A 19,452-nucleotide genomic window follows, 5' to 3' on the forward strand; every position below is an offset into this window, starting at 1 on the left:
ACAGGTTTTTGTACTGCAGAGCTTTTACAGCGGAAAGCCAATGATAGAAGGGCAGGAAGAAGATGAGAAGAGAAAAAACTCCCCGTCATGACGGAGAGTTTAAAGTCTGGTGGAGCAATATTTCAGTTCTACATCAATCAGTACGTTGGTGCAACCGCCTGGAAAAACTCATCCATGGTTTTGCCGCTGTTTGTGATTTTTACAGCCAGTTCCGAGCCTACGTAACGAAAATGCCAAGGCTCATATTTAATTCCAGTGATGTGTTCTTTCCCTTCGGGATATCTCAGCACAAAGCCGTAGTAGGGAGCGTTCTTCGCAAGCCAAAGTCCTTCTGGAGTTCTTCCGAAGGATTGAGAGAGGGCAGATCCTCCACCACGCTTCCCTAGATCAAAGGCCTGACCTGTCTGATGCTCGCTGTGACCTGCTCGCATGGAGAATCTTTCCGCTTCGGCCCGGCCGTGGGACCTGACATAGCGGTTAAAGAGGTCGTGCTGATACTGGTAACTTCTGTATGCTGAGATTGTTTGCAGGTATATTCCTTCTTTGGCAGCGGCCGCTGCCATTCTGCTTAAGGCCGCATTGGCATCTGCATTGATACCGGGATTGAAGGAACTGGGCAAGCTGTGCTTTTTATTGACTAGAATCACATTTTTATATAGGGTGACGGTATGTCTCGACAGAGAAGCTTTATGGACATAACCGGTGATGCCTTGATGCTCTGTTTTTAAGAACTCGCCGTCCTCCACTCCGATGAGGTAGGTTGAACTGGGAATGTCCAGGATCTTATTTGAAATACTCTTGTCAGTATAAAGTCCTAATGCCTGAGTAGTGTAGTAGATCAGTCCGGGTTTTGCCTGATAGTTTTCTGTGAAGGGGTTTCCAATATTTCCTGTAAAAGGGGTTGTTCTTGGGAGAAGTGTCACTTCCACTGCATCAAAACTGGTATCAACACCAATGATTCCGGTGGGGTGAGTACTGGATGCCCAGTCCAGCCATCCTGATCCAGACTGATGTAATCGATAGTATACTTCATAGTGGCTGCTGAGAAGACCTGAAAGTCTCATTTCTATGGCTTCCAGCTTTTTCCCAAGACCAATACTGCCTGATTCAGCGCTTGAATGGACATATTGTCCCCATCCAAGATCTTCTGAATAGCTTCTGTATTCCAGATGAACAAAAGGATTTGTTGTTTGTGTGATTTGCATGGCTTCCAGCCGGAGAGATGAGTTGGTAAAGCCAGCAGTTTCTCCATTGGAGACAGGGGAAAGCCATCCGTGGTTTTGTATGTGGGCTTTATAGTTTACTTGAATCTCCTCGAGAATGATTTTAGAGGGGAGATGGGTTTCTTTTGATGGTTTTCTGTTTTTTGGAAGAATCCTGATTTCCAATGCTTCAATCTTTAGCCCATAGCCTGTTGTTCCAGAAACTTCTGCGTTTTTTGCCCAGTCCAGCCATCCGATTTTTTCGACATGAACTCTGTAATAGACATCATAATACTCTTTTTGAGGTCCTGTCAGCTGTAGCTTTATGGCTTCCATGGCAAGGCTTCTTCCTACAGTTCCTGCAATATTTGAACTGTCTTTAAAGCCGGTCCATCCGATCTGTGAGATGTGTGTATCATGACTAAGCTGAAGTTCTGAAGGGATTTCATTCCATCGAATGGCTTCCAAACGGAGACCTTTTCCGGTGGTGCCAAATATGTTCGAAGAGTTTTGGCTGATCCAACCCATGTTCTGAACATGGGCTTCTCCGATGATGGTTTTATTTTGAAGGAGGATGTTCTGCATATGGTAGTTGTGCAGGGACTCATTAGAAACCAGCTGGATGTCTATGGCTTCAATTCTTGATGATAGTCCTTCTGATCCAGTTCGTTCTCCATTTTTACTATAGGGAAGCCAACCGGTTCCTTCAACATAAACCCGATAAATGAGGCTGTGCGTCTTTTTGACTTCATCATCCATATCGATCCATAAGGCCTCAATTCTCAAAGCCTGGCCTTTGGTTCCGGCAGGAGTGCCCTGGACTCTTTCGGACTGCCAGCCAATGTTCTGTACATGGACACCATATCTGATGCCGAGATCCTCAGATTCTTCGATGAGTAGACTTTCCATACGGTATCCTTTTCCTGGAAGACCTGCTACCTGGCCTGCGGAAAAAAAGGAAGAGTCTCCATGAGCTTCCATATGCACTTGGTATGAGAGGGACCAGCTTTCAGCTGCTTCCAGTCCTTGGGCTTCGTTATCGCTTTCCATGCTGTCTGAGGAAGCAGGCGGTTCTTTCACGGGCGCCTCATCTGCCAAGGCGGGGAGGGCCACTCCAAAGATGCCTAGGGAGACTGCCGCTGCAAGAAGGAGAGTTCTTAGTGTTCCTAGAATCTGACTTTTTTCTGTGTGTTTGCGATTTATTCGTATCATCAAGCACCTCTTTCTATTGCGTTACTAAAAGTATAATACTTTATATATAATTATATTTTATAAAACGAAAATGTCTAGATACAAATCAAGTATTTATTAAAGATGTTTCTATAGGAGTAAAATTTGGTTTCGAAGTGCAATAATAATCCGAACAATAGTCGATTGACCTGGAGAATAAATGGTGAAAAGCCGATGGGTGAAAGTGGAATGAAGATCATTTTTTATTATGATTGGTTCTTCAAACATGATGAAAGATCTATCAGATGATTATGAAAGTAAGCGTTGATACATCGGAAGATGCTTCGGAGTTTTTACTAGTGGATACCTCTATAGGTAAAAATTTTAGGATATACTTTTGAATTTAAGTTATTGAAGTAACAAGCAGAATGCATGAGTAAGATTTATGCATAGTACCATCAGGAGTCACTGCTGAAGGGTGTAAAGATTCAATGGAATGCTCTATAAACTGCTTTTGTTCATCGAAGACTTGTATAAAGTATCAACCATCTCTACGAAGCATAAGAATGTTACTGTAATTTTCTGAAAGGAAGAGTCTTTTAGGAAGAGTTCCCTTTTCCGGTGAAGGAAATGTCTCTATTTATCATGCTACTTTTTTGCTCATCAAGATACGATTCATTGCAATCAAGCAGAAGAGAGATGATTACTTTGGTTACAAAAGGAGCTATACAGGTTTCACTTCCTTTCATAACAGTATGGTAATATCTGGATAACTGTATAAGAAATGGATTGGAATATTAATAAAAATTAAGAAAAAGTCAAATTAATTATAATGAATCTATTATAAAAATTAGTTTCTGCAATATTTTACATGTGCTATATCGTAAATATGCAGGAAATACACCAATATGGTTATACATTCATGTTTGAAATTATAGACTCCGTACACTTCGCTTTTTAAATCAAAATAAGTATGATAAGCAAGAGTTTTGGATGGATGAAGAAAAGTATAGAGGGTGGATGGGAATTAAAAAATGCAAGGAATATTGCAGAAAATGGTTTAGAGATTCTTCCTAAAAAGGGTGGAATATCTTTTTTAGAAATAGTATACTGTTGCTAACTAAAAGTTACAATATAAGAATCATTACAAAGATTTGTCGAAAATGAAATGTGAGGAGTGAAAAAAAGTGAAGAGAAAGGGTGAAGATTTTCATAAGTAGAACACTTCAGAGTGAAGTGCAGAAACTACAGTACTCAGATCATTGAATCCACAATCTTTTACTTCAGCTGCCTTGTATGTCTCAGATCCCACTGAGTCCCTATGCAGCTTCTTTAGAAGGATGTTTCTATCCTGATCCTACTCTAAAAAGATCACATAAAAATATAAGTACATCATACAGCGCATTCTTGTCTTCTACAGCGCTTTATTTTTTGCGCTCTGTTTTATGATGTGCGGTATGCCCTCCCTGGTCCATGGACAAAGACCTGCGTGCAGATGTCCATGGATTTTTTAGGGAAGATCACCAAGGGGAGAAGTCGAAAGATCGAAAGATAAAGGAAGCGGCAGGCAGGTACCTGGGCCGCTGAGAAAAGAGGAGGTTACATAATTGGAATCATTTGTACCAAACAAAGAACGGAAAAAATTAATCATCATAGAAACGCTTTTCTATAAGAATCAGGCTGTGACACTGGAACAGCTGTCAGAAGCCAGTGGCGGTTCTTTACGGAGCGTGGTGGAGTATTTGAAAGAGCTGAGAGAAGAGGTGGAGAATCTTGGCGGAAGCCTTTGCACCAGTCCGAAAGGGACGCGCCTTCAGTTGCCCTCCCATGTGGGTATGGATTATTTCAGAAGAAAACTCTTTAAAAGTGCCATAGGCTTACAGATCCTGGAAACGGTGTTTTTTGAAGAGAACCTGACTATAGAAGTTCTTGTGGAGCGGTTCCTGCTCAGTAAATCCACCATAGACCGGCTCATAAGGCTTCTTAAGAAGAAACTCCTCCCTTACGGGCTGGGGCTTTCCACAGAAGATGCGGTGCGGGTCCTGGGGCCTGAAGTTCTCATCCGCAGGTTTTATACAAGGTATTTTCTCGAGGAATACTCTTCTTTGGAGTGGCCCTTTGAACTGGACCGGATGGAAGAGGTGGAGAAGCCTCTGCAAAGGTTAGGGGACTTCTTGGATTCAGACTCCCGGGTGGTGATCTCCTTCGAGAATCATGTGAAGCTGGCGGTGGCGCTGGAGCGTGAAAGAAGAGGATACAGTATAGACTGGGAGAAGATTGGAGAGCTTTGCGAGGAGTCAAAGCTTGTGGAGGACATTGTGGCCAGTGCCAAAGAGAGGCTTCTATGCACCTTTCAGGACGAGGAGAAGGTCTATGCCACCATCTTTTCCTCCTGGCGGGAGCTGGTGTTTAAAGAGTGGTTTTTCCGGGTGCAGAGAGACAGCGGCACTTTTTACAGAGCCTACGGCCAGCTGAATCAGCTCATGGAAGACATCAGTGAAGCGCTGAAGTGTCAGGTGAAAAAAGATGACTGCTTCTTTGACTATGTGCTGGAATGTCTTTATTTCCAGCAGCTGGAACCCCAAAACCCGGAGCTTTTACCAAAGATTCTCTTTTCCGAGGCGGATTACTGCATGGTGGACTATTACAAGGAAGGGATGCCGGAGATTTATCGGTTGGTGAGTCATCATTTCCGGTGTCTTTGCGAGATCATTGGTGCACGCTTCAGCGATGGGAAAGTCCGTGATTTCTTTTATCTTCTTCTGAAGTACTGTGGAGACATCATGGAAAAGCTCATCCATGTCATGAAAAGCAGCACCGTTCTGGTCTATGATCCCAGAAGAATCACCAAAGGGGTGGATCTACTCAAGTATCTTCGGGAGAAACTCATGCTGGAAGTGTGCCAGGTGGTATATTACACCGGCTGCGCTCTCACGGAGCACCAGCTGAGAAAGTACAGCTATGACTACATCATTTCTACTGAAACTATCCATGGTCCCGTAGACCCCAAAAAGGTTTTTGTCATCGGCCATGACAAAGAAGGCCTTTCTTTTGAGAGCTGAAAATAAGAAGGCCAACCAGGGACCATCCATTAAAAGGAAAAGAGAAATCCTTTAAAAAGAAAAGATTGATAAAAGAGAGCGGTTTTCAGGCGTTGCCACAAAAAAGAAGTCACAGCGCCGTAGCCTGGCTGCTGCCGAAGGAGGAAAACAATGAATAAAAAGTATAGAAGAATCACTGCCTATCTACTGATGATCCTGGTGCTCCTTCAGTTTTTTGTGAAAGAAACCAAAGTGGTCCAAGCGGAAAATGAAAGTGCGTTGTCGATCCTTTCCGTCATGGCCACCACGGAATCTGGAGAGGCTGTAACCAAAGTCTTCAAAGAAGAACCGTTTTTCCTTATGTATGAAGTCCTGGAAAAAGAAGGGGTGAACTTTGTGGAAGAAGGACAGCCACAGCCTCTTGGAAGAATTCCAGCACCTTTTCTCATAGAGGAAGATCAGGAAGTTCCTGTTGTAATAGAAGGGGAGGACAACACTTCTTTAGGGACAGTGTATGTGAAGAAGGATGGGACCCTCTCCTTATCCATGAATAGATCCGGGGGAGGAGAAAAAGAGAAGCCCTCTTTTGGGGTTTTTAGTGTCAAGGTAAGCCTGTCTTCCGAGATGAAGCCTGGCAGCTATGTGGTGCCGGTACCTCTCTCCGGGGAGGTCTTTGGGCAGGTGAACCTGGAAGTCTTTGAGGGGAAACCAGTCCCTGAGGATCCTTCTTTAGAGCTGGTACTGGAGGAGGGTGTAGTAAAAGAGGCGGTAGAAGAGGAAAAGATGGAAGAAAGCCTTGAAGGCATCTTGGCAGCACCTACTGAAGAAGAGTCTTCTACGGAGGAGCCCCTTTCAGAGGAGATGCCAACAGCGGGAGCGGACAATCCGTTATCCGACGTGCGGCTGGAGCTGTCTACCCATATCAAAGACAAGGTAGTCTACTTCACGGGAGAAGAGGTCTTCTTTTATCTGGATGTGGATCTTAGTGCCATCACAGAAGGCATTGATTCTCCAGAGCTGGTTCTTCGGATTCCGAAAAAATATGTCCAGTCCCTGAAAGCATCGGATCTTTCTGCCCAGGACTCCAAAGTCATTTCCGTCGTGGAAGAGGATTTTCTCATCACCTATAAGCTCACCTCCCTCACGGGAGGCATGACGCTGCGGGTTCCTTTCTCCGTCACCACCCATAACGGCAATACACCAGATGGCTACGTGCTGCCTGTGGAAGGGGTGCTGAAGCAAGGACCGGACCAGGTGGTGAAAACTGCCAGTCTTTCTGTGTCTTATGCGGTTTATAAGCCTAATTTGCAAAAGTCCATCCGCGCAGGATCCTACTACACTTCCACTGATGGGGTGAGTGTATTTGCGGGTGTTTCTGATGAGGCGGATCCAAGTCTCATTTCATCAAAGACAGGCACCTATGTGAGCTTTATCTATCAGATTGTGCCAAAGCCAGGCACTACCTACCCATCTTCCAATACGGGTGGAAGAAACTACAGCAGCTACACCATCACCGATTATGTACCTGAAGGGGCGGTTTTTGACAAAGAGGCAAATCTGGGATGGGTCTATGATGAGGTCACCAGAGAAGCGGTGTTCACAGGAGTGGGGAATTCTTTGCTTAGCTATTTTGGTGTGCTTTATAATTCGCCGGTCTTGAAACTTCGTTTTCCTTCACAGCCTGTGAATACGGATTTTGTAAATAAAGCCAAGCTTAGTGCGGTGCCTCTTGATAAAACAGAAGAGGAAAGTCTACTCATAAGGGAGGACGACATAAAGTTTCGATTGAACACAACGGTGCGTAAATTCACCGTTTCCAAAAACAGAATGCATCCTCTCCAGATCATAGATGATCTCAGAGAGAAATCCAAAGTGTATGGATTCAATCTGACGGTAAACAATACGGAGATGGAGCTTCCTCTGGAAAACTTCACCATCAGAGACTATGGTCTGGATGAAAGAATGAAGTTCACCCGGGTGGAGATTCCAAGGAGTCTTGCCTATGAGGGTCTTCTGGAAGTCGTAGTAAAGGATGCGCAAGGGGTGGAGACCCTTCTTGACAGGGACATCAGCGTGAAAGATGCAGCCTATGTGCGGGATGTGCCTGAAGAGACCGAGGAGATCATCTTAAGGAGCCAGGCAGGGGGCGTGCTGCCTTTTAATAGTTCTTTTACCATGAGAACCTATGTGACGTTTAAAGATCCAGCATCCGTGAAGTACTCTGATAAGGCTGTGGAAAATTACCTCTACAACTATATGGAGGTAAAAGGTGCCTATAAGGGGGTAGGAGGAGAACTCAGCGCCCTGTCCAGCAGCTTTTATGAGCTGATACCTTACAAACCTCAGGTCTATCTTTCTAAAACAAGGACCAGTTCTTCCATTTCCTATTTTATGGGAGAAGAGGTGCAGTTTACCTTAACTGGATGGATGTCTGGCAGCGGGAAGATTCTGCCGGGGGATGAGTTTCAGGGAGAAAAGATTGTGGATCTTCTGCCTCCTGGAATAGAGTATGTGCCAGGCAGCGGCTCTGTTTATTATCATTACCATTTGCCCCGAAGAGATTACATCGATACGGTGCCTGAAGTTGTCTACAATTATAAAGGGACAGGACTCACGGCACTGATCTGGTCCTTTCTCCGACCGGTGGAAGGGATCCCTTATGAAGGGTTTGGAAATCTTGCTTTATTCAATCTTTATTACCGGGTGAAGGTGACGAAGTACGCTGCGGAAGGGACGAACACCAACAGCGCCTGGCTCACTTGGACGAACAATGACAAGATCTTTCCTTTGAATGCAAAGAAGGACCAGTATGATATCGATGGCGACGGGAATGTGGAGGAACTGTTTTCCAGTACACAGAACGCGTTTCGTTTTATTCCTCCAAAAGAGCTGATTCTCACGAAGAAAGTGAAGGGTTCCCTGGATGATCTGTACCTTCTGCCGCCATCTACGGGAGGAAACGAGCTGGGGACAGAAGGGGTCTATGAACTCCAGGTCTACAACAACTCCATTGTGGACATCTCCACCCTGGGCTTTCTCGATGTGCTTCCTCATGTAGGAGATGAAATGGGGGTTCCGGACCGGGAAGGAAATCCCATCCCCCGGGGATCCCAGTTTCCAGTGTCCTTGACGGGGCCGGTGACAGTGCCTTCAAAGTTTACAGCATACTATTCCAGCACCTCGCCTTTAAAGGATCTGGAAGCCTACTACGCCGGGGATCACTGGAGCCTTGAGGTTTCAGACTACAGCGCGGTGAAGGCGGTGAAGATTGTCCTGACACAAGGGGTTCTCAAAACAGGACAGAAGGTGAGCTTCTATGTGCCTTATGAGGTGCCTCTGGATACTGACCTTAAAACCGGCATGGTGGCCACAAACTCCTTTATGGGCACGGTGAACACAAAGAATTTCTTTGAAACCAACGCCGTGTCCACGGCGCTGTACCGCTATGAGGTGGATGGCTATCTTTTCAATGAAGAAGATGGCGATGGAGTTTTTCAGGAAGAAGAAGGGGTGTTTTCTGACTATATTGTGGAGCTGACGGATGAAAAGGGAAATCCTGTGTTAGACCCTGATGGAAACCCTGTGACAACACGGACCGATGAGAAGGGGTACTATCATCTGGATGTCTTTAGAGAAGGCACCTACAAGATTCGGGTGAAGACACCGGAGGGCTATGAAATCACTACGCTTAAAGAGGAAGAAAATCTTGGATCCCATCTGGAGCCAGATGGCAGTACCAAAGCCTTTCCCTTAAACCGGGAAAATCTCAAGGCACGAAAAAATGCCGGATTCCTGGGTGTTCTTTCTGACATGGCCTTTACGAAGAGCTTGAAAGAAGGACAGCTGGTGCTGGGAAATACCCTTTTATACAGTTTTTCTCTAAAAAACACCGGAACGGTTTCGCTTCGTGGAGTAAAAATCACCGATGCCCTGGAAGGAATCAGTGATCTAAAAAACTATAAAGCAGATGAAGAGCCGGTGGATTCTCTGGAAGGCCTTGTGCTCTCTCCAGGAAGTACCCTTACGGCGGAGGCTTCTTATGAGGTGACCCAAAAGGATGTGGACCGGGGATTTGTCCTAAATCATGCGGAGGCTGCAGCTTATGACAAGGAAGGGAAGGAGCTGAAAAAAGAGGCGAAGGTCCGGGTAGAGGGAGAGCTTCTGCCGGAAATCACCCTAACGAAAACCTCTGAGGAGTCCTCCTTCAAGGAGAAAGAAGAGGTGCTGCACTTTACCCTCGTTGCAGAAAACACGGGCAATGTGACTCTCTATGGGGTGGAGATTGAAGATCTTCTCCCGGATCTTTTTGATGTGTCCTTTACTCTTAGAAATAAGGAGGGGGAGACCCTTGGGTCTTCTCCGGTCAATGGGGAGGTTATGCTTCTTCCCGGGGAAGCCCTTATCATGAAAGCCAGCTATCGGGTGACTCAAAAGGATGCGGATCAAGGGGAAATCCTAAACCGCGCCGTGGCCACGGCGTATCGGCATGACCCAGGAGCGCTTGAACCAGAAGAGGAGAATGATAAGGTCGCGGATGAGGCGGAGCTTACCATAAAAGGGACGGGAACCTCCAGTCTCTCTTTCGAGAAGACTGTGGACCGGAAAGAACTTCTGGCTGGAGATCTTCTCACCTATACCTTTACCTTAAAGAATACCGGGGAGAGAACCCTAAAGGATCTTAGGATTGTGGATGGTCTTCAAGGATTGTCAGAGCTTTTTGACATACAAGTGGATGAACATCCTATAGAAAACCTGAAAGGTCTTTCCCTTCTTCCAGGAGAGGTGCTCAAGGCAAAGGCTTCATACTTAGTCACTCAAAAGGATGTGGATGCTGGAATTCTCGTAAATGAAGCGGTGGCTACAGCGTTGGACCCCCAAGGGGAAAAGCTGGAAGCAAAAAGTACAGCGGTTTTAACGGCAGAAGGGGTACCGTACCTCACAATAAGGAAGACGTCGGATAAAACAAAGTTCGACCATCTTGGGGAAGAGATCCGATTCACGGTAGAGGCGAAAAACCAAGGAGCAGTGACTATAAAAAAGGTGCTCCTGGCAGATCACTTGCCAAATCTTTATGATGTGACGGTGTCTCAACTGACGGAAGGTGGAGAAGTGCTGACAGAGGACGTGAAAAATGGAGAAGTAACCCTTCTGCCTGGGCAGTCACTTCGCCTAACGGCCAGCTACAAGGTGACGGAGGAAGATCTTGAGGCAAAAGAACTTATAAACTATGCGGAAGTCACTGGAGAGGATCCAAAAGGCGAAAAGCTTTTTGCCTCTGACAAGGTCACTCTGAAAAAGGAGCAGGGAGAGATCGGAGAACAGGAGGAAGTTTCTACTTTACCGTCCACTGGGTCCGCCAAAGAGTACTGGCCCCTTCTGGGACTGATTCTCTTACTTGGTGGGGGAGGATATTTTGGTTCACTTCTTCTAAAGTCTGAGAGGAGGAAGAGAGAAAGAAGAGGAGCCAGGCCATGGTAAGATAGTAATCTGGAAATGAAGCAGTACAGTGCAGAGAGTATCAATATTAAAGGGTCTTCTCTAGATATAAACTTCAGGTGATGACAGAACTTCGTAAAGAAAAATGATCCATAGTATTCCAAGTCTTTAGACGACAAAAGAAGGTGACATAGGAAGACCATAGTACAAGATGCAGATGATAACTGAATAAAAAGATGAAAAAAGAGCAATGAAAACCTCTGGAAGGTTCCGTCATGGAGAATCCTTCCGGAGGTTTTTTGGCGTAAAAGGTCCAGTTCGTGTTCAGTTCAGTTCTACGCCAGGAGAGTGTTTTTTCAAGTTTAGAAGCTTCAGAGATGCAAAAATAGACAAAACTATAAAAATGATTCGTTATTGGTAAGGATTTGTCGAATTATTGTAGTACTGCAATTTCGAGAGTAGTTATGCCTTGTGGAAGTTGTATTCTATTATAAAATCCGAAAATAGATCAAGAGAATCCACTTGCCTTCGCAGTATCTACGGAATTATTAGGTTACAATAAAGTAACAATTAAAGTTTTAGGGTGCAGCTTGCGAACTATGTAATATAAAAACTGCAATAACCATGGCAAATTATGCTATAATTAATATTCGAGAAATGTAGTTAGATTTTTAAATTTTAGATCGTAGAGGAGTAAGTACAGTATATGAATGAAGAAACCATAGATTTGAGTAAATTGTGGCAGATGATTAGAAAGAAGATGGGACTCATTATTGTGTTAACGGTCCTTGTCACCATGCTGGCAGGCATTGTCACTTTTTTCTTCATCGAGCCGGAGTATAAAAGCACCGTTTCTGTATTTATCAGTGATGAGAGAGACGGAAATTCTGTTTCAGAAACCATCAATGACATCAACATGTACCAGAAGCTGGTGGACACCTATGCGGAGATTGCCAAATCCAGAACTGTTTCTGAGGATGTCATTAAGAACCTGGATCTGGATCTCACCGTAGGGCAGTTCCAAGGAATGATCAGTACATCCCCAAAAGGAAACACACAGTTTCTGAATCTAAGCGTCACTTCTACAGACAGAGAGCTGGCGTATAAAGTGGCCAACCAGATGGCAAGAAGTCTGAAGGTGGTGTCTAGAGAACTAAGAGGAACTGACATTGTGCAGATTCTCGATCCTGCCAATGTGCCAGCGGGGCCTTCGTCCCCGAATCTTCAGATGAACCTGGCCATTGGTTTTGTACTGGGCCTCATGCTGTCCGTATTCTTAGTGTTCCTTATGGAGTTCATGGATAAGACCGTGAAGGATCCGGACTTTATTACAAATGAACTGAACCTTCCTCTTCTTGCAGCCATTCCTTTCTCTGAGGATATGCAGGCGTAATCTAGACTAGTGATGGAGATGAATTGATAATGATGCTACTGAAATACAGAAAATATAAGAGAATCTTCATCCTCCTGGCGGATGTTCTTCTCATCTTCTTTTCCTTTGTCATGGCTAATATGCTGCTTCATGAATTTCGCGTGCCTCTGATTGATCAGGGCACCTTTTCATTTTATGGGATAGTGATTCCACTTTCATATGTTCTCATATTCTATGCCTTCGGCCTCTATCAGAGTCTTTGGACCGTGGCAGGGTATTATGACTACCGGAATGTGGTCATGGCCAATGTCATTTCTGGGCTTACGGTGAATCTTCTGAGCATCCTTCTTTTTAATGGTCTCATTTCCATCTCTGTCATCATTATGGGTTCCATCATGGCTCTCACGGGGACCTTGGCGGTGAGAATGTACTTTAGAATCTACAGAAGACTTCTTCTGGAGAAACTTCCCAGAAAGGGGGATGAGCATCCGGGTCTGAAGAAGGTCCTTATCATTGGAGCGGGCCAGGCGGCAGCTATGATTATCAAGGAGATCAGAAACCACCGTGAGCTTCTTATGGAAGTGGTGGGCCTTGTGGATGACTCTGAGTTCAAGCAAGGGTCAAGGATTGCAGGGTATAAGGTTCTTGGCAAGGCCAAGGAGATTCCAGTTCTTGTGGAAAAATTAGAGGTAGATGAGATCCTCTTTGCCATTCCGAGTCTTTCTCATGAAGACCGAAGACGGGTGCTGGATATTGCAAAGACAACTAAGGCCAGGCTGAAGACTCTGCCTGGTATTTATGAGATGGTGGATAAAGGGATCAACATTTCCTCCATCCGTGATGTGGAGATTTCAGATCTTCTGGGGAGAAAAGAGATCAAGCTCAATAATGAAAAGATCTCTGAGTATATCAAAGGAAAGACGGTGATGGTCACAGGGGGCGGAGGCTCCATCGGCAGCGAGCTCTGCAGACAGATTGCAGCCCTTCAGCCGAAGAAGCTCATCATCCTGGACATCTATGAGAACAACGCCTATGCCATTGAAAACGAGCTGAAGAGAAAGTATCCGGAGATGCACCTTCTGACGCTCATAGCGTCTGTTAGGGATCAGAAGAAGATCGACAGGATTTTTAAAGCAGAGAAGCCGGAGACGGTGTTCCATGCAGCGGCTCATAAGCATGTGCCTCTCATGGAGACCAGCCCCGAGGAAGCCATCAAAAATAATGTCTTTGGTACGCTGAATGTGGCACTAGCTGCCAGAAACTTTGGCACAGAGAAGTTCATTCTTATTTCTACAGATAAGGCTGTGAACCCTACGAACATCATGGGGGCTTCCAAGAGGCTCTGTGAGATGATTGTTCAGACCCTGGATGCGGATGCGGAAAAGACAGAGTTTGTGGCGGTGCGGTTTGGAAATGTATTAGGATCCAATGGGTCTGTGATTCCTCTATTTAAGGAGCAGATTAAGAACGGCGGTCCTGTGACCTTAACCCATAAGGATATTGTGAGATACTTCATGACCATTCCGGAAGCGGTGCAACTGGTTTTACAGGCTGGGTCTTACGCCCAGGGAGGGGAGATCTTTGTACTGGATATGGGAGATCCTGTGAGGATTTATGATCTGGCGGAAAATCTCATTCGTCTTTCCGGGTATGAGCCCCATGAGGATATTGAGATAAAAGTGACAGGTCTTCGTCCCGGGGAGAAGCTTTATGAGGAGCTTCTCATGGCGGAGGAAGGACTGGAGAAGACACCCAATGAACTCATCTATATCGGAAGACCCAATGGATTTGATAAAGAGACTCTGAAGGAAACTTTGATGATGCTGAAGGAGAAAATTCATGATGAGGAAGTGTCTTCAAAGATGGTGAAGGAGCTTGTGGGTTCCATCGTAAAGACCTACACACCGGATTTGAGGTAAACTCATTTTCATCATAGAGTATGCTCACTTTGATTACAGGAGTGGTTTTGTGAAGAAGAAGTATCTGATGAAGAAACTAGGAAAATACAGGAATAAGCGCTCAAGGAGTGAAAAGGGATTTACGCTCCTTGAGCTCCTTGCGGTCATGGGGCTCCTTGCGATTCTTCTTGCCTTTGCTTCTCTTAAGGGGACTGATATCTTGGCAAATGCAAGAGAACGTGTTTGTCAGTATAATCGGACACAGCTTATTAAAAAAATGAGAGTCATCTTGTAGCAACTAGAGAAGAGCACAACGAAACACTTTTAGCAGGATTTATACTGGAAGAGGGAGGAAATATCTGTCCTAGTCATGGTACAATAAGTATTGCATTTCAAAATTTGCTTTTTAGTATGCATGACATAGATGAAGATGATGTTCCATATTTACTGAAGTGATTGGATTAATTACATGACGTGATTATCACAAAAGCATGAAAACCACCATATGTTGTGGGTAAAAATATTTGGTTACCATATGTTGCGCAAAATACATCCTTTATGCATAATCGGGCGCGACGTGAGTATGGTGAAAGGATAAAGAAGCTTCATGGCAGTGATATCAATGATTTCAACAGAAAATAAAATGTACATTTCAAAAGAAGATTACAAGTTATATCATCTAGTCATATAAATCAGAGAATTACAATGCCTAATAAGGCACATGAAATAAAATCATATTATTGGGAGGATATCATTTGAGAGTTTTAGTTTATGGAACGGGAACTATGGGAAAGGGAATTAGTCAAATCTTTGCTCAGAATAACCACAAGGTATTATTATTCAATCCAAATATTGAAAGTTCTAAACGAGCACTAAAAAATATAGAAAATGGATTTGAAAAGTTGGTTACAAAAGGAAAGCTAACAGAAGAAAATAAAAACAAATTTATAAATAATATTGAAATAGTAGACTCAATAAAGAGTGCTGATGATGTTGATATAGCAATAGAAGCTGTCTCTGAGAACATGGATATTAAGAAAACTAAATTCATCGAAATGGATAAGTTTATTAATAGCGAAGCAATTCTTGCAACTAATACATCGTCCTTGTCTATTACAGAATTGGCTTTGGTAACGAAACGTCCAGATAAAGTTGTCGGAATGCATTTCTTCAACCCTGCACCGATAATGCAGTTAGTTGAAATTATTAATGGTATGACTACATCTACTGAAACAATTGAATTTGTACAGAGCCTTTCTAAAGAACTTGGAAAAAAGCCTGTCTTGGTGGAAGAAGCACCAGGGTTTATCGTAAATAGAATGCTTATACCAATGATAAATGAAGCGATTTCAATATATAGTGAAGGTGTTGCAACAATCGAAGATATTGATACTGCAATGAAAAGTGGTGCAAATCATCCAATTGGACCATTGGCCTTAGCAGATTTAATCGGTTTAGATGTTTGTTTGAACATCATGGATATTCTTCATGCTGAATTTGGATTAGATAAGTATACCGCTCATCCGTTACTAAGAAAAATGGTAAGAGCTAAAAAATTAGGCAGAAAAACAAGAGAAGGTTTCTACAAGTATTAATAGAAAGGGATGACGGTAAAATGGCTGAGAATAAAAAAATATGGCTCTCTTCACCTCACATGAGCGATGAAGGGTATGAAATGCAATATGTACAAGAAGCATTCGATACAAACTGGGTAGCACCACTTGGACCGAATGTAAATGAGTTTGAGAAAGAGCTTGCTGCAAAAGTAGGTTCAAAACATGCAGCAGCAATGACTTCTGGTACAGGAGCCATTCATCTAGCTCTTAAAGCAGCTGGCGTTGGTGAAGGTGATATCGTATTTTGTCCAACCCTTACTTTTTCTGCAACAGCCAATCCGATTATCTATCAGAACGCAACTCCTGTCTTTATCGACAGTGATTATGAAACTTGGAATATGGATCCTAAAGCACTAGAAGCAGCCTTCGAGAAGTATGGTGATAAGGTGAAGGCTGTTTTAGTTGTGCATTTATATGGTCTTTCTGCTGATATGGATAAGATCATGGGAATTTGCAGTAGTTACAATGTGACCGTCATTGAAGATGCGGCTGAATCTTTAGGTGCTTATTATAAAGGAAAACATACTGGAACTTTTGGTGAGTTCGGTGTGTTCTCGTTTAATGGGAACAAGATTATCACCACATCAGGAGGAGGCATGCTTGTTTCTAATGATGAAGTAAAAATCAAGAAAGTTAGATTCTGGTCTACACAGTCTAGAGACGCAGCAAGGCACTACCAACATAGCGAATTAGGGTTCAATTACCGCATGAGTAATATTGTGGCTGGGATTGGTAGAGGACAGCTTAAAGTGTTGGAACAGAGAGTGGCAAAGAAGAAATATATCTTTGAGTTTTATATGAAAGAATTAGGTGATCTTGAAGGTGTAGACTTCATGCCAATCAATGACTGGAATGAGCCGAACTACTGGCTGAGTGTTATGACATTAAAGGGTAATGTTAGTCCAACAGAGGTTATGGAAGCGTTAGAGGAAGAGAATATCGAATCAAGACCTGTGTGGAAGCCAATGCATATGCAGCCTTTCTTTGCCGAGTATGATTATGTTGGATCGGATGTTAGTGAGCAGTTATTTGCGAATGGCGTTTGCTTGCCATCTGATACCAAGATGACAGATGAGGATCTTGAGAGAATTTGTTCTATAATAAAGGGACTGTGGTCTAAATGAGAAGTAGGTGCTTATAGATGCAGAGTGAAGTGAAGGAAGAAGCTAAAGTGAATAAAGGTATATATAAAAGATTTCTCAAAAGACCAATGGACTTCATTTTGTCTTTGATGGCTATCATTGTTTTAAGTCCTGTGCTAATATTTGTTGTTGTATTAGTTAAAGTTAAGCTTGGTAGTCCCGTGTTGTTTAAGCAGAAAAGACCTGGGCTTAATGAGAAGATATTTACGATGTATAAGTTCAGAACAATGACTGATGAGAAGGATGAGAATGGCGACCTACTTCCAGACAGTGTTAGATTAAAAAAGTTTGGTAGGATACTGCGTTCTACTTCTTTGGATGAACTTCCAGAGCTCTTCAATATCCTTAAAGGAGATATGAGTATCGTTGGGCCTAGACCATTACTGATTCAATATCTTGAACTTTACAATGAACATCAAAGAAGAAGACACGAAGTGAGACCAGGTCTTTCTGGTCATGCTCAAGTGAATGGGCGTAATGCCATCAGTTGGGAAGATAAGTTTAATCTAGATGTTGACTATGTTGACAATGTGAGTTTTATGAGTGATTGGAAGATTATTTTTTTAACCATCATAAAGGTTTTTGTTAAGGAAGGTATTAATTCAGAGACATCGGTTACAATGGAGGCTTTTAGAGGTTCCCAAAGAATGGAGGATTAATAACATGAAAAATATAGTTATAATTGGAGCTGGAGGCTTTGGGAGAGAAGTTGCTTGGCTAATTGATGATATTAATAAAAAAAAAATGGAATGGAACATCGTTGGATTTGTTGATGATAATCAAGAGATTCAAGGAAATGAAGTTAACGGATATAAAGTTGTTGGAAATATTGATTGGTTAAAAGAACAAGAGTTGTATGTGGTTAATGCCGTTGGGGACCCCATTATTAAAAAGAAAATTATTGAAAAATTAGATGGAAGTAAAAATCAATATCCTGTATTAATCCATCCAAGCGTAATATATTCAGAAAGTGTGAATTTCGGCGAAGGGGCAATAATTTGTGCGGGAAACATTATTACAGTAAATATAGAAATTGGTAAGCATGTCATTATTAATCTAGATTGTACAATCGGTCATGATGCTAATATTGGTGATTATTCAACAGTTCTTCCAAGCGTTAATATATCGGGTTTTGTTAAAATAGAAGAATGTGTAAGCATTGGAACAGGATCAGCTGTTATCCAAGGTGTAAACATTGGAAGAAACACCGTTGTTGGTGCAGGAGCTATAGTAGTAAAAGATTTGCCAGCAAATTGTACTGCTGTTGGTTCGCCTGCTAAACCAATTAAGTTTCATGAGTAGATAAGAATAAATGACATTTACATCACAAAATTTTGAATTAGGAGAGTAAACAAATGAACGTATTATTTCTAACCCTACTAGATTTTTCAACAATTGAAGAGAATGGAATATATACGGACTTAATGCGTGAATTTGTTAAAGATGATCACGACTTATATATCATTTCTCCTACAGAAAAAAGAAAAAATGAGCCTACACGTTTGATTGATAATGGCAAAGTTAAAATATTAAAACTTCAAATTGGAAATACACAAAAAGCAAATCTAGTAGAAAAAGGAATCTCGACATTATCGCTTGAGTCAAAGTTCAAGTCAGGAATACAAAAGTACTTTAATGATGTTAAATTTGATTTGGTTTTATACTCAACTCCACCAATCACACTACAAAAGGCTGTTGAGTTTGTAAAATATAGAGATCAAGCTAAAACGTATTTACTCCTAAAGGATATATTTCCTCAGAATGCAGTAGATTTGGGTCTGCTTAAGACTTCAGGTATTAAGGGCTTAATATATAAAGCTTTTAGAAGTAAAGAAAAGAGATTATACAAAATTTCTGACTATATAGGATGCATGTCGAATGCAAATGTTGAGTTCCTTTTAAGACAGAATCAATCAATATCTAACGATGTCGTAGAAGTATGTCCAAATAGCATTGAACCAATAGCAGTGTTTATTTCTGAACACGAAAAAAAGGAAATTAGAGAGAAATATAATTTGCCGCTTGATAGGGCTATTTTTATTTATGGTGGTAACTTAGGGAAGCCACAAGGGATAGATTTTCTGACTGATTGTATAAAAGCTAATGAAAGTAATGAGAAATCATATTTTCTCATTGTTGGTTCAGGAACTGAGTTTGGTAAGCTGCAGTCATTCTTTGAAAGAGAAAAGCCAAAGAATGCTATGTTGAGGAACCAATTGCCAAGAAATGATTACGAACTGTTGGCAAATTCTTGTGATGTAGGCTTAATATTTTTAGATAAAAGGTTTAGTATACCAAACTTCCCATCTAGACTTCTTTCATATATGCAGGCTTCAATGCCTGTTTTAGCGGCTACTGACATAAATACTGATATTGGGAAAGTGATAGAGGACGGAAACTTTGGCTATTGGTGTGAAAGCGCAGATCTAAAAGGATTCAATCAATTAGTTAATAAGCTATGTAATGAAGAATTACGAAAAGGTTTAGGCAGAAATGCTAGACTTTATCTAGAACATAATTATACAGCAAAACACTCATACGAGATTATAATGAAACATTTCAAAAAATAGAAGAG

Annotated in this window: 11 protein-coding genes and 2 pseudogenes; 11 read left to right on the forward strand and 2 right to left on the reverse strand. The window is 42.5% G+C overall.

Features of this window, described 5'->3' with window-relative positions; all coding sequences use genetic code 11:
• Nucleotides 1-211: 211 nt before the first annotated feature.
• Both BM243_RS15550 and BM243_RS15555 read right to left on the reverse strand, forming a co-directional pair.
• A pseudogene (locus BM243_RS15550) lies at nucleotides 212-1,064 on the reverse strand (M15 family metallopeptidase); the annotation flags it as partial.
• Nucleotides 1,062-2,414, reverse strand: a pseudogene (locus BM243_RS15555) (hypothetical protein); the annotation flags it as partial. The pseudogenes BM243_RS15555 and BM243_RS15550, both read right to left, overlap by 3 nt.
• 955 nt (nucleotides 2,415-3,369) lie before the next feature.
• Between BM243_RS15555 and BM243_RS15485 the strand changes: the two are divergent.
• The 11 genes from BM243_RS15485 to BM243_RS06285 all read left to right on the forward strand — a co-directional run bounded on the left by BM243_RS15485 (nucleotide 3,370) and on the right by BM243_RS06285 (nucleotide 19,447).
• Complete coding sequence (locus BM243_RS15485) at nucleotides 3,370-3,492, forward strand: hypothetical protein (RefSeq protein WP_278335443.1); 123 nt, start codon at nucleotides 3,370-3,372, stop codon at nucleotides 3,490-3,492.
• Nucleotides 3,493-3,979: 487 nt separating this feature from the next.
• On the forward strand, nucleotides 3,980-5,434 hold the full coding sequence (locus BM243_RS06240; RefSeq protein WP_074911463.1) for an AcpB/EbpR/MafR family transcriptional regulator: 1,455 nt from the start codon (nucleotides 3,980-3,982) through the stop codon (nucleotides 5,432-5,434).
• Nucleotides 5,435-5,584: 150 nt separating this feature from the next.
• Nucleotides 5,585-10,891, forward strand: a complete 5,307-nt coding sequence (locus BM243_RS06245; RefSeq protein WP_074911465.1) for a DUF7507 domain-containing protein — start codon at nucleotides 5,585-5,587, stop codon at nucleotides 10,889-10,891.
• Nucleotides 10,892-11,555: 664 nt separating this feature from the next.
• Nucleotides 11,556-12,242: a YveK family protein gene (locus tag BM243_RS06250; protein WP_074911466.1), complete on the forward strand. Its 687-nt coding sequence runs from the start codon at nucleotides 11,556-11,558 to the stop codon at nucleotides 12,240-12,242.
• Nucleotides 12,243-12,271: 29 nt separating this feature from the next.
• A complete protein-coding gene (locus BM243_RS06255; protein ID WP_242943518.1) occupies nucleotides 12,272-14,140 on the forward strand; it encodes a nucleoside-diphosphate sugar epimerase/dehydratase in 1,869 nt (622 codons plus the stop codon).
• Between the two features lie 49 nt (nucleotides 14,141-14,189).
• Nucleotides 14,190-14,414, forward strand: coding sequence for a type II secretion system protein (locus tag BM243_RS06260; protein WP_074911468.1), 225 nt, complete (start codon nucleotides 14,190-14,192; stop codon nucleotides 14,412-14,414).
• Nucleotides 14,415-14,874: 460 nt separating this feature from the next.
• Nucleotides 14,875-15,714, forward strand: a complete 840-nt coding sequence (locus tag BM243_RS06265; RefSeq protein WP_074911469.1) for a 3-hydroxyacyl-CoA dehydrogenase family protein — start codon at nucleotides 14,875-14,877, stop codon at nucleotides 15,712-15,714.
• A 20-nt stretch (nucleotides 15,715-15,734) separates the two neighbouring features.
• Nucleotides 15,735-16,859, forward strand: a complete 1,125-nt coding sequence (locus tag BM243_RS06270) for a DegT/DnrJ/EryC1/StrS family aminotransferase (protein WP_074911471.1) — start codon at nucleotides 15,735-15,737, stop codon at nucleotides 16,857-16,859.
• Between the two features lie 17 nt (nucleotides 16,860-16,876).
• On the forward strand, nucleotides 16,877-17,536 hold the full coding sequence (locus tag BM243_RS06275) for a sugar transferase (RefSeq protein ID WP_074911473.1): 660 nt from the start codon (nucleotides 16,877-16,879) through the stop codon (nucleotides 17,534-17,536).
• A gap of 4 nt (nucleotides 17,537-17,540) precedes the next feature.
• Nucleotides 17,541-18,179: an acetyltransferase gene (locus tag BM243_RS06280; RefSeq protein ID WP_074911475.1), complete on the forward strand. Its 639-nt coding sequence runs from the start codon at nucleotides 17,541-17,543 to the stop codon at nucleotides 18,177-18,179.
• Nucleotides 18,180-18,232: 53 nt separating this feature from the next.
• Nucleotides 18,233-19,447 carry a glycosyltransferase family 4 protein gene (locus BM243_RS06285; RefSeq protein WP_074911476.1) on the forward strand — a complete coding sequence of 405 codons (1,215 nt, stop codon included), beginning with the start codon at nucleotides 18,233-18,235 and terminating at the stop codon, nucleotides 19,445-19,447.
• The last annotated feature ends 5 nt before the right edge of the window (nucleotides 19,448-19,452 follow it).

Source organism: Proteiniclasticum ruminis, assembly GCF_900115135.1.
Lineage (GTDB): Bacteria > Bacillota > Clostridia > Clostridiales > Clostridiaceae > Proteiniclasticum > Proteiniclasticum ruminis_A.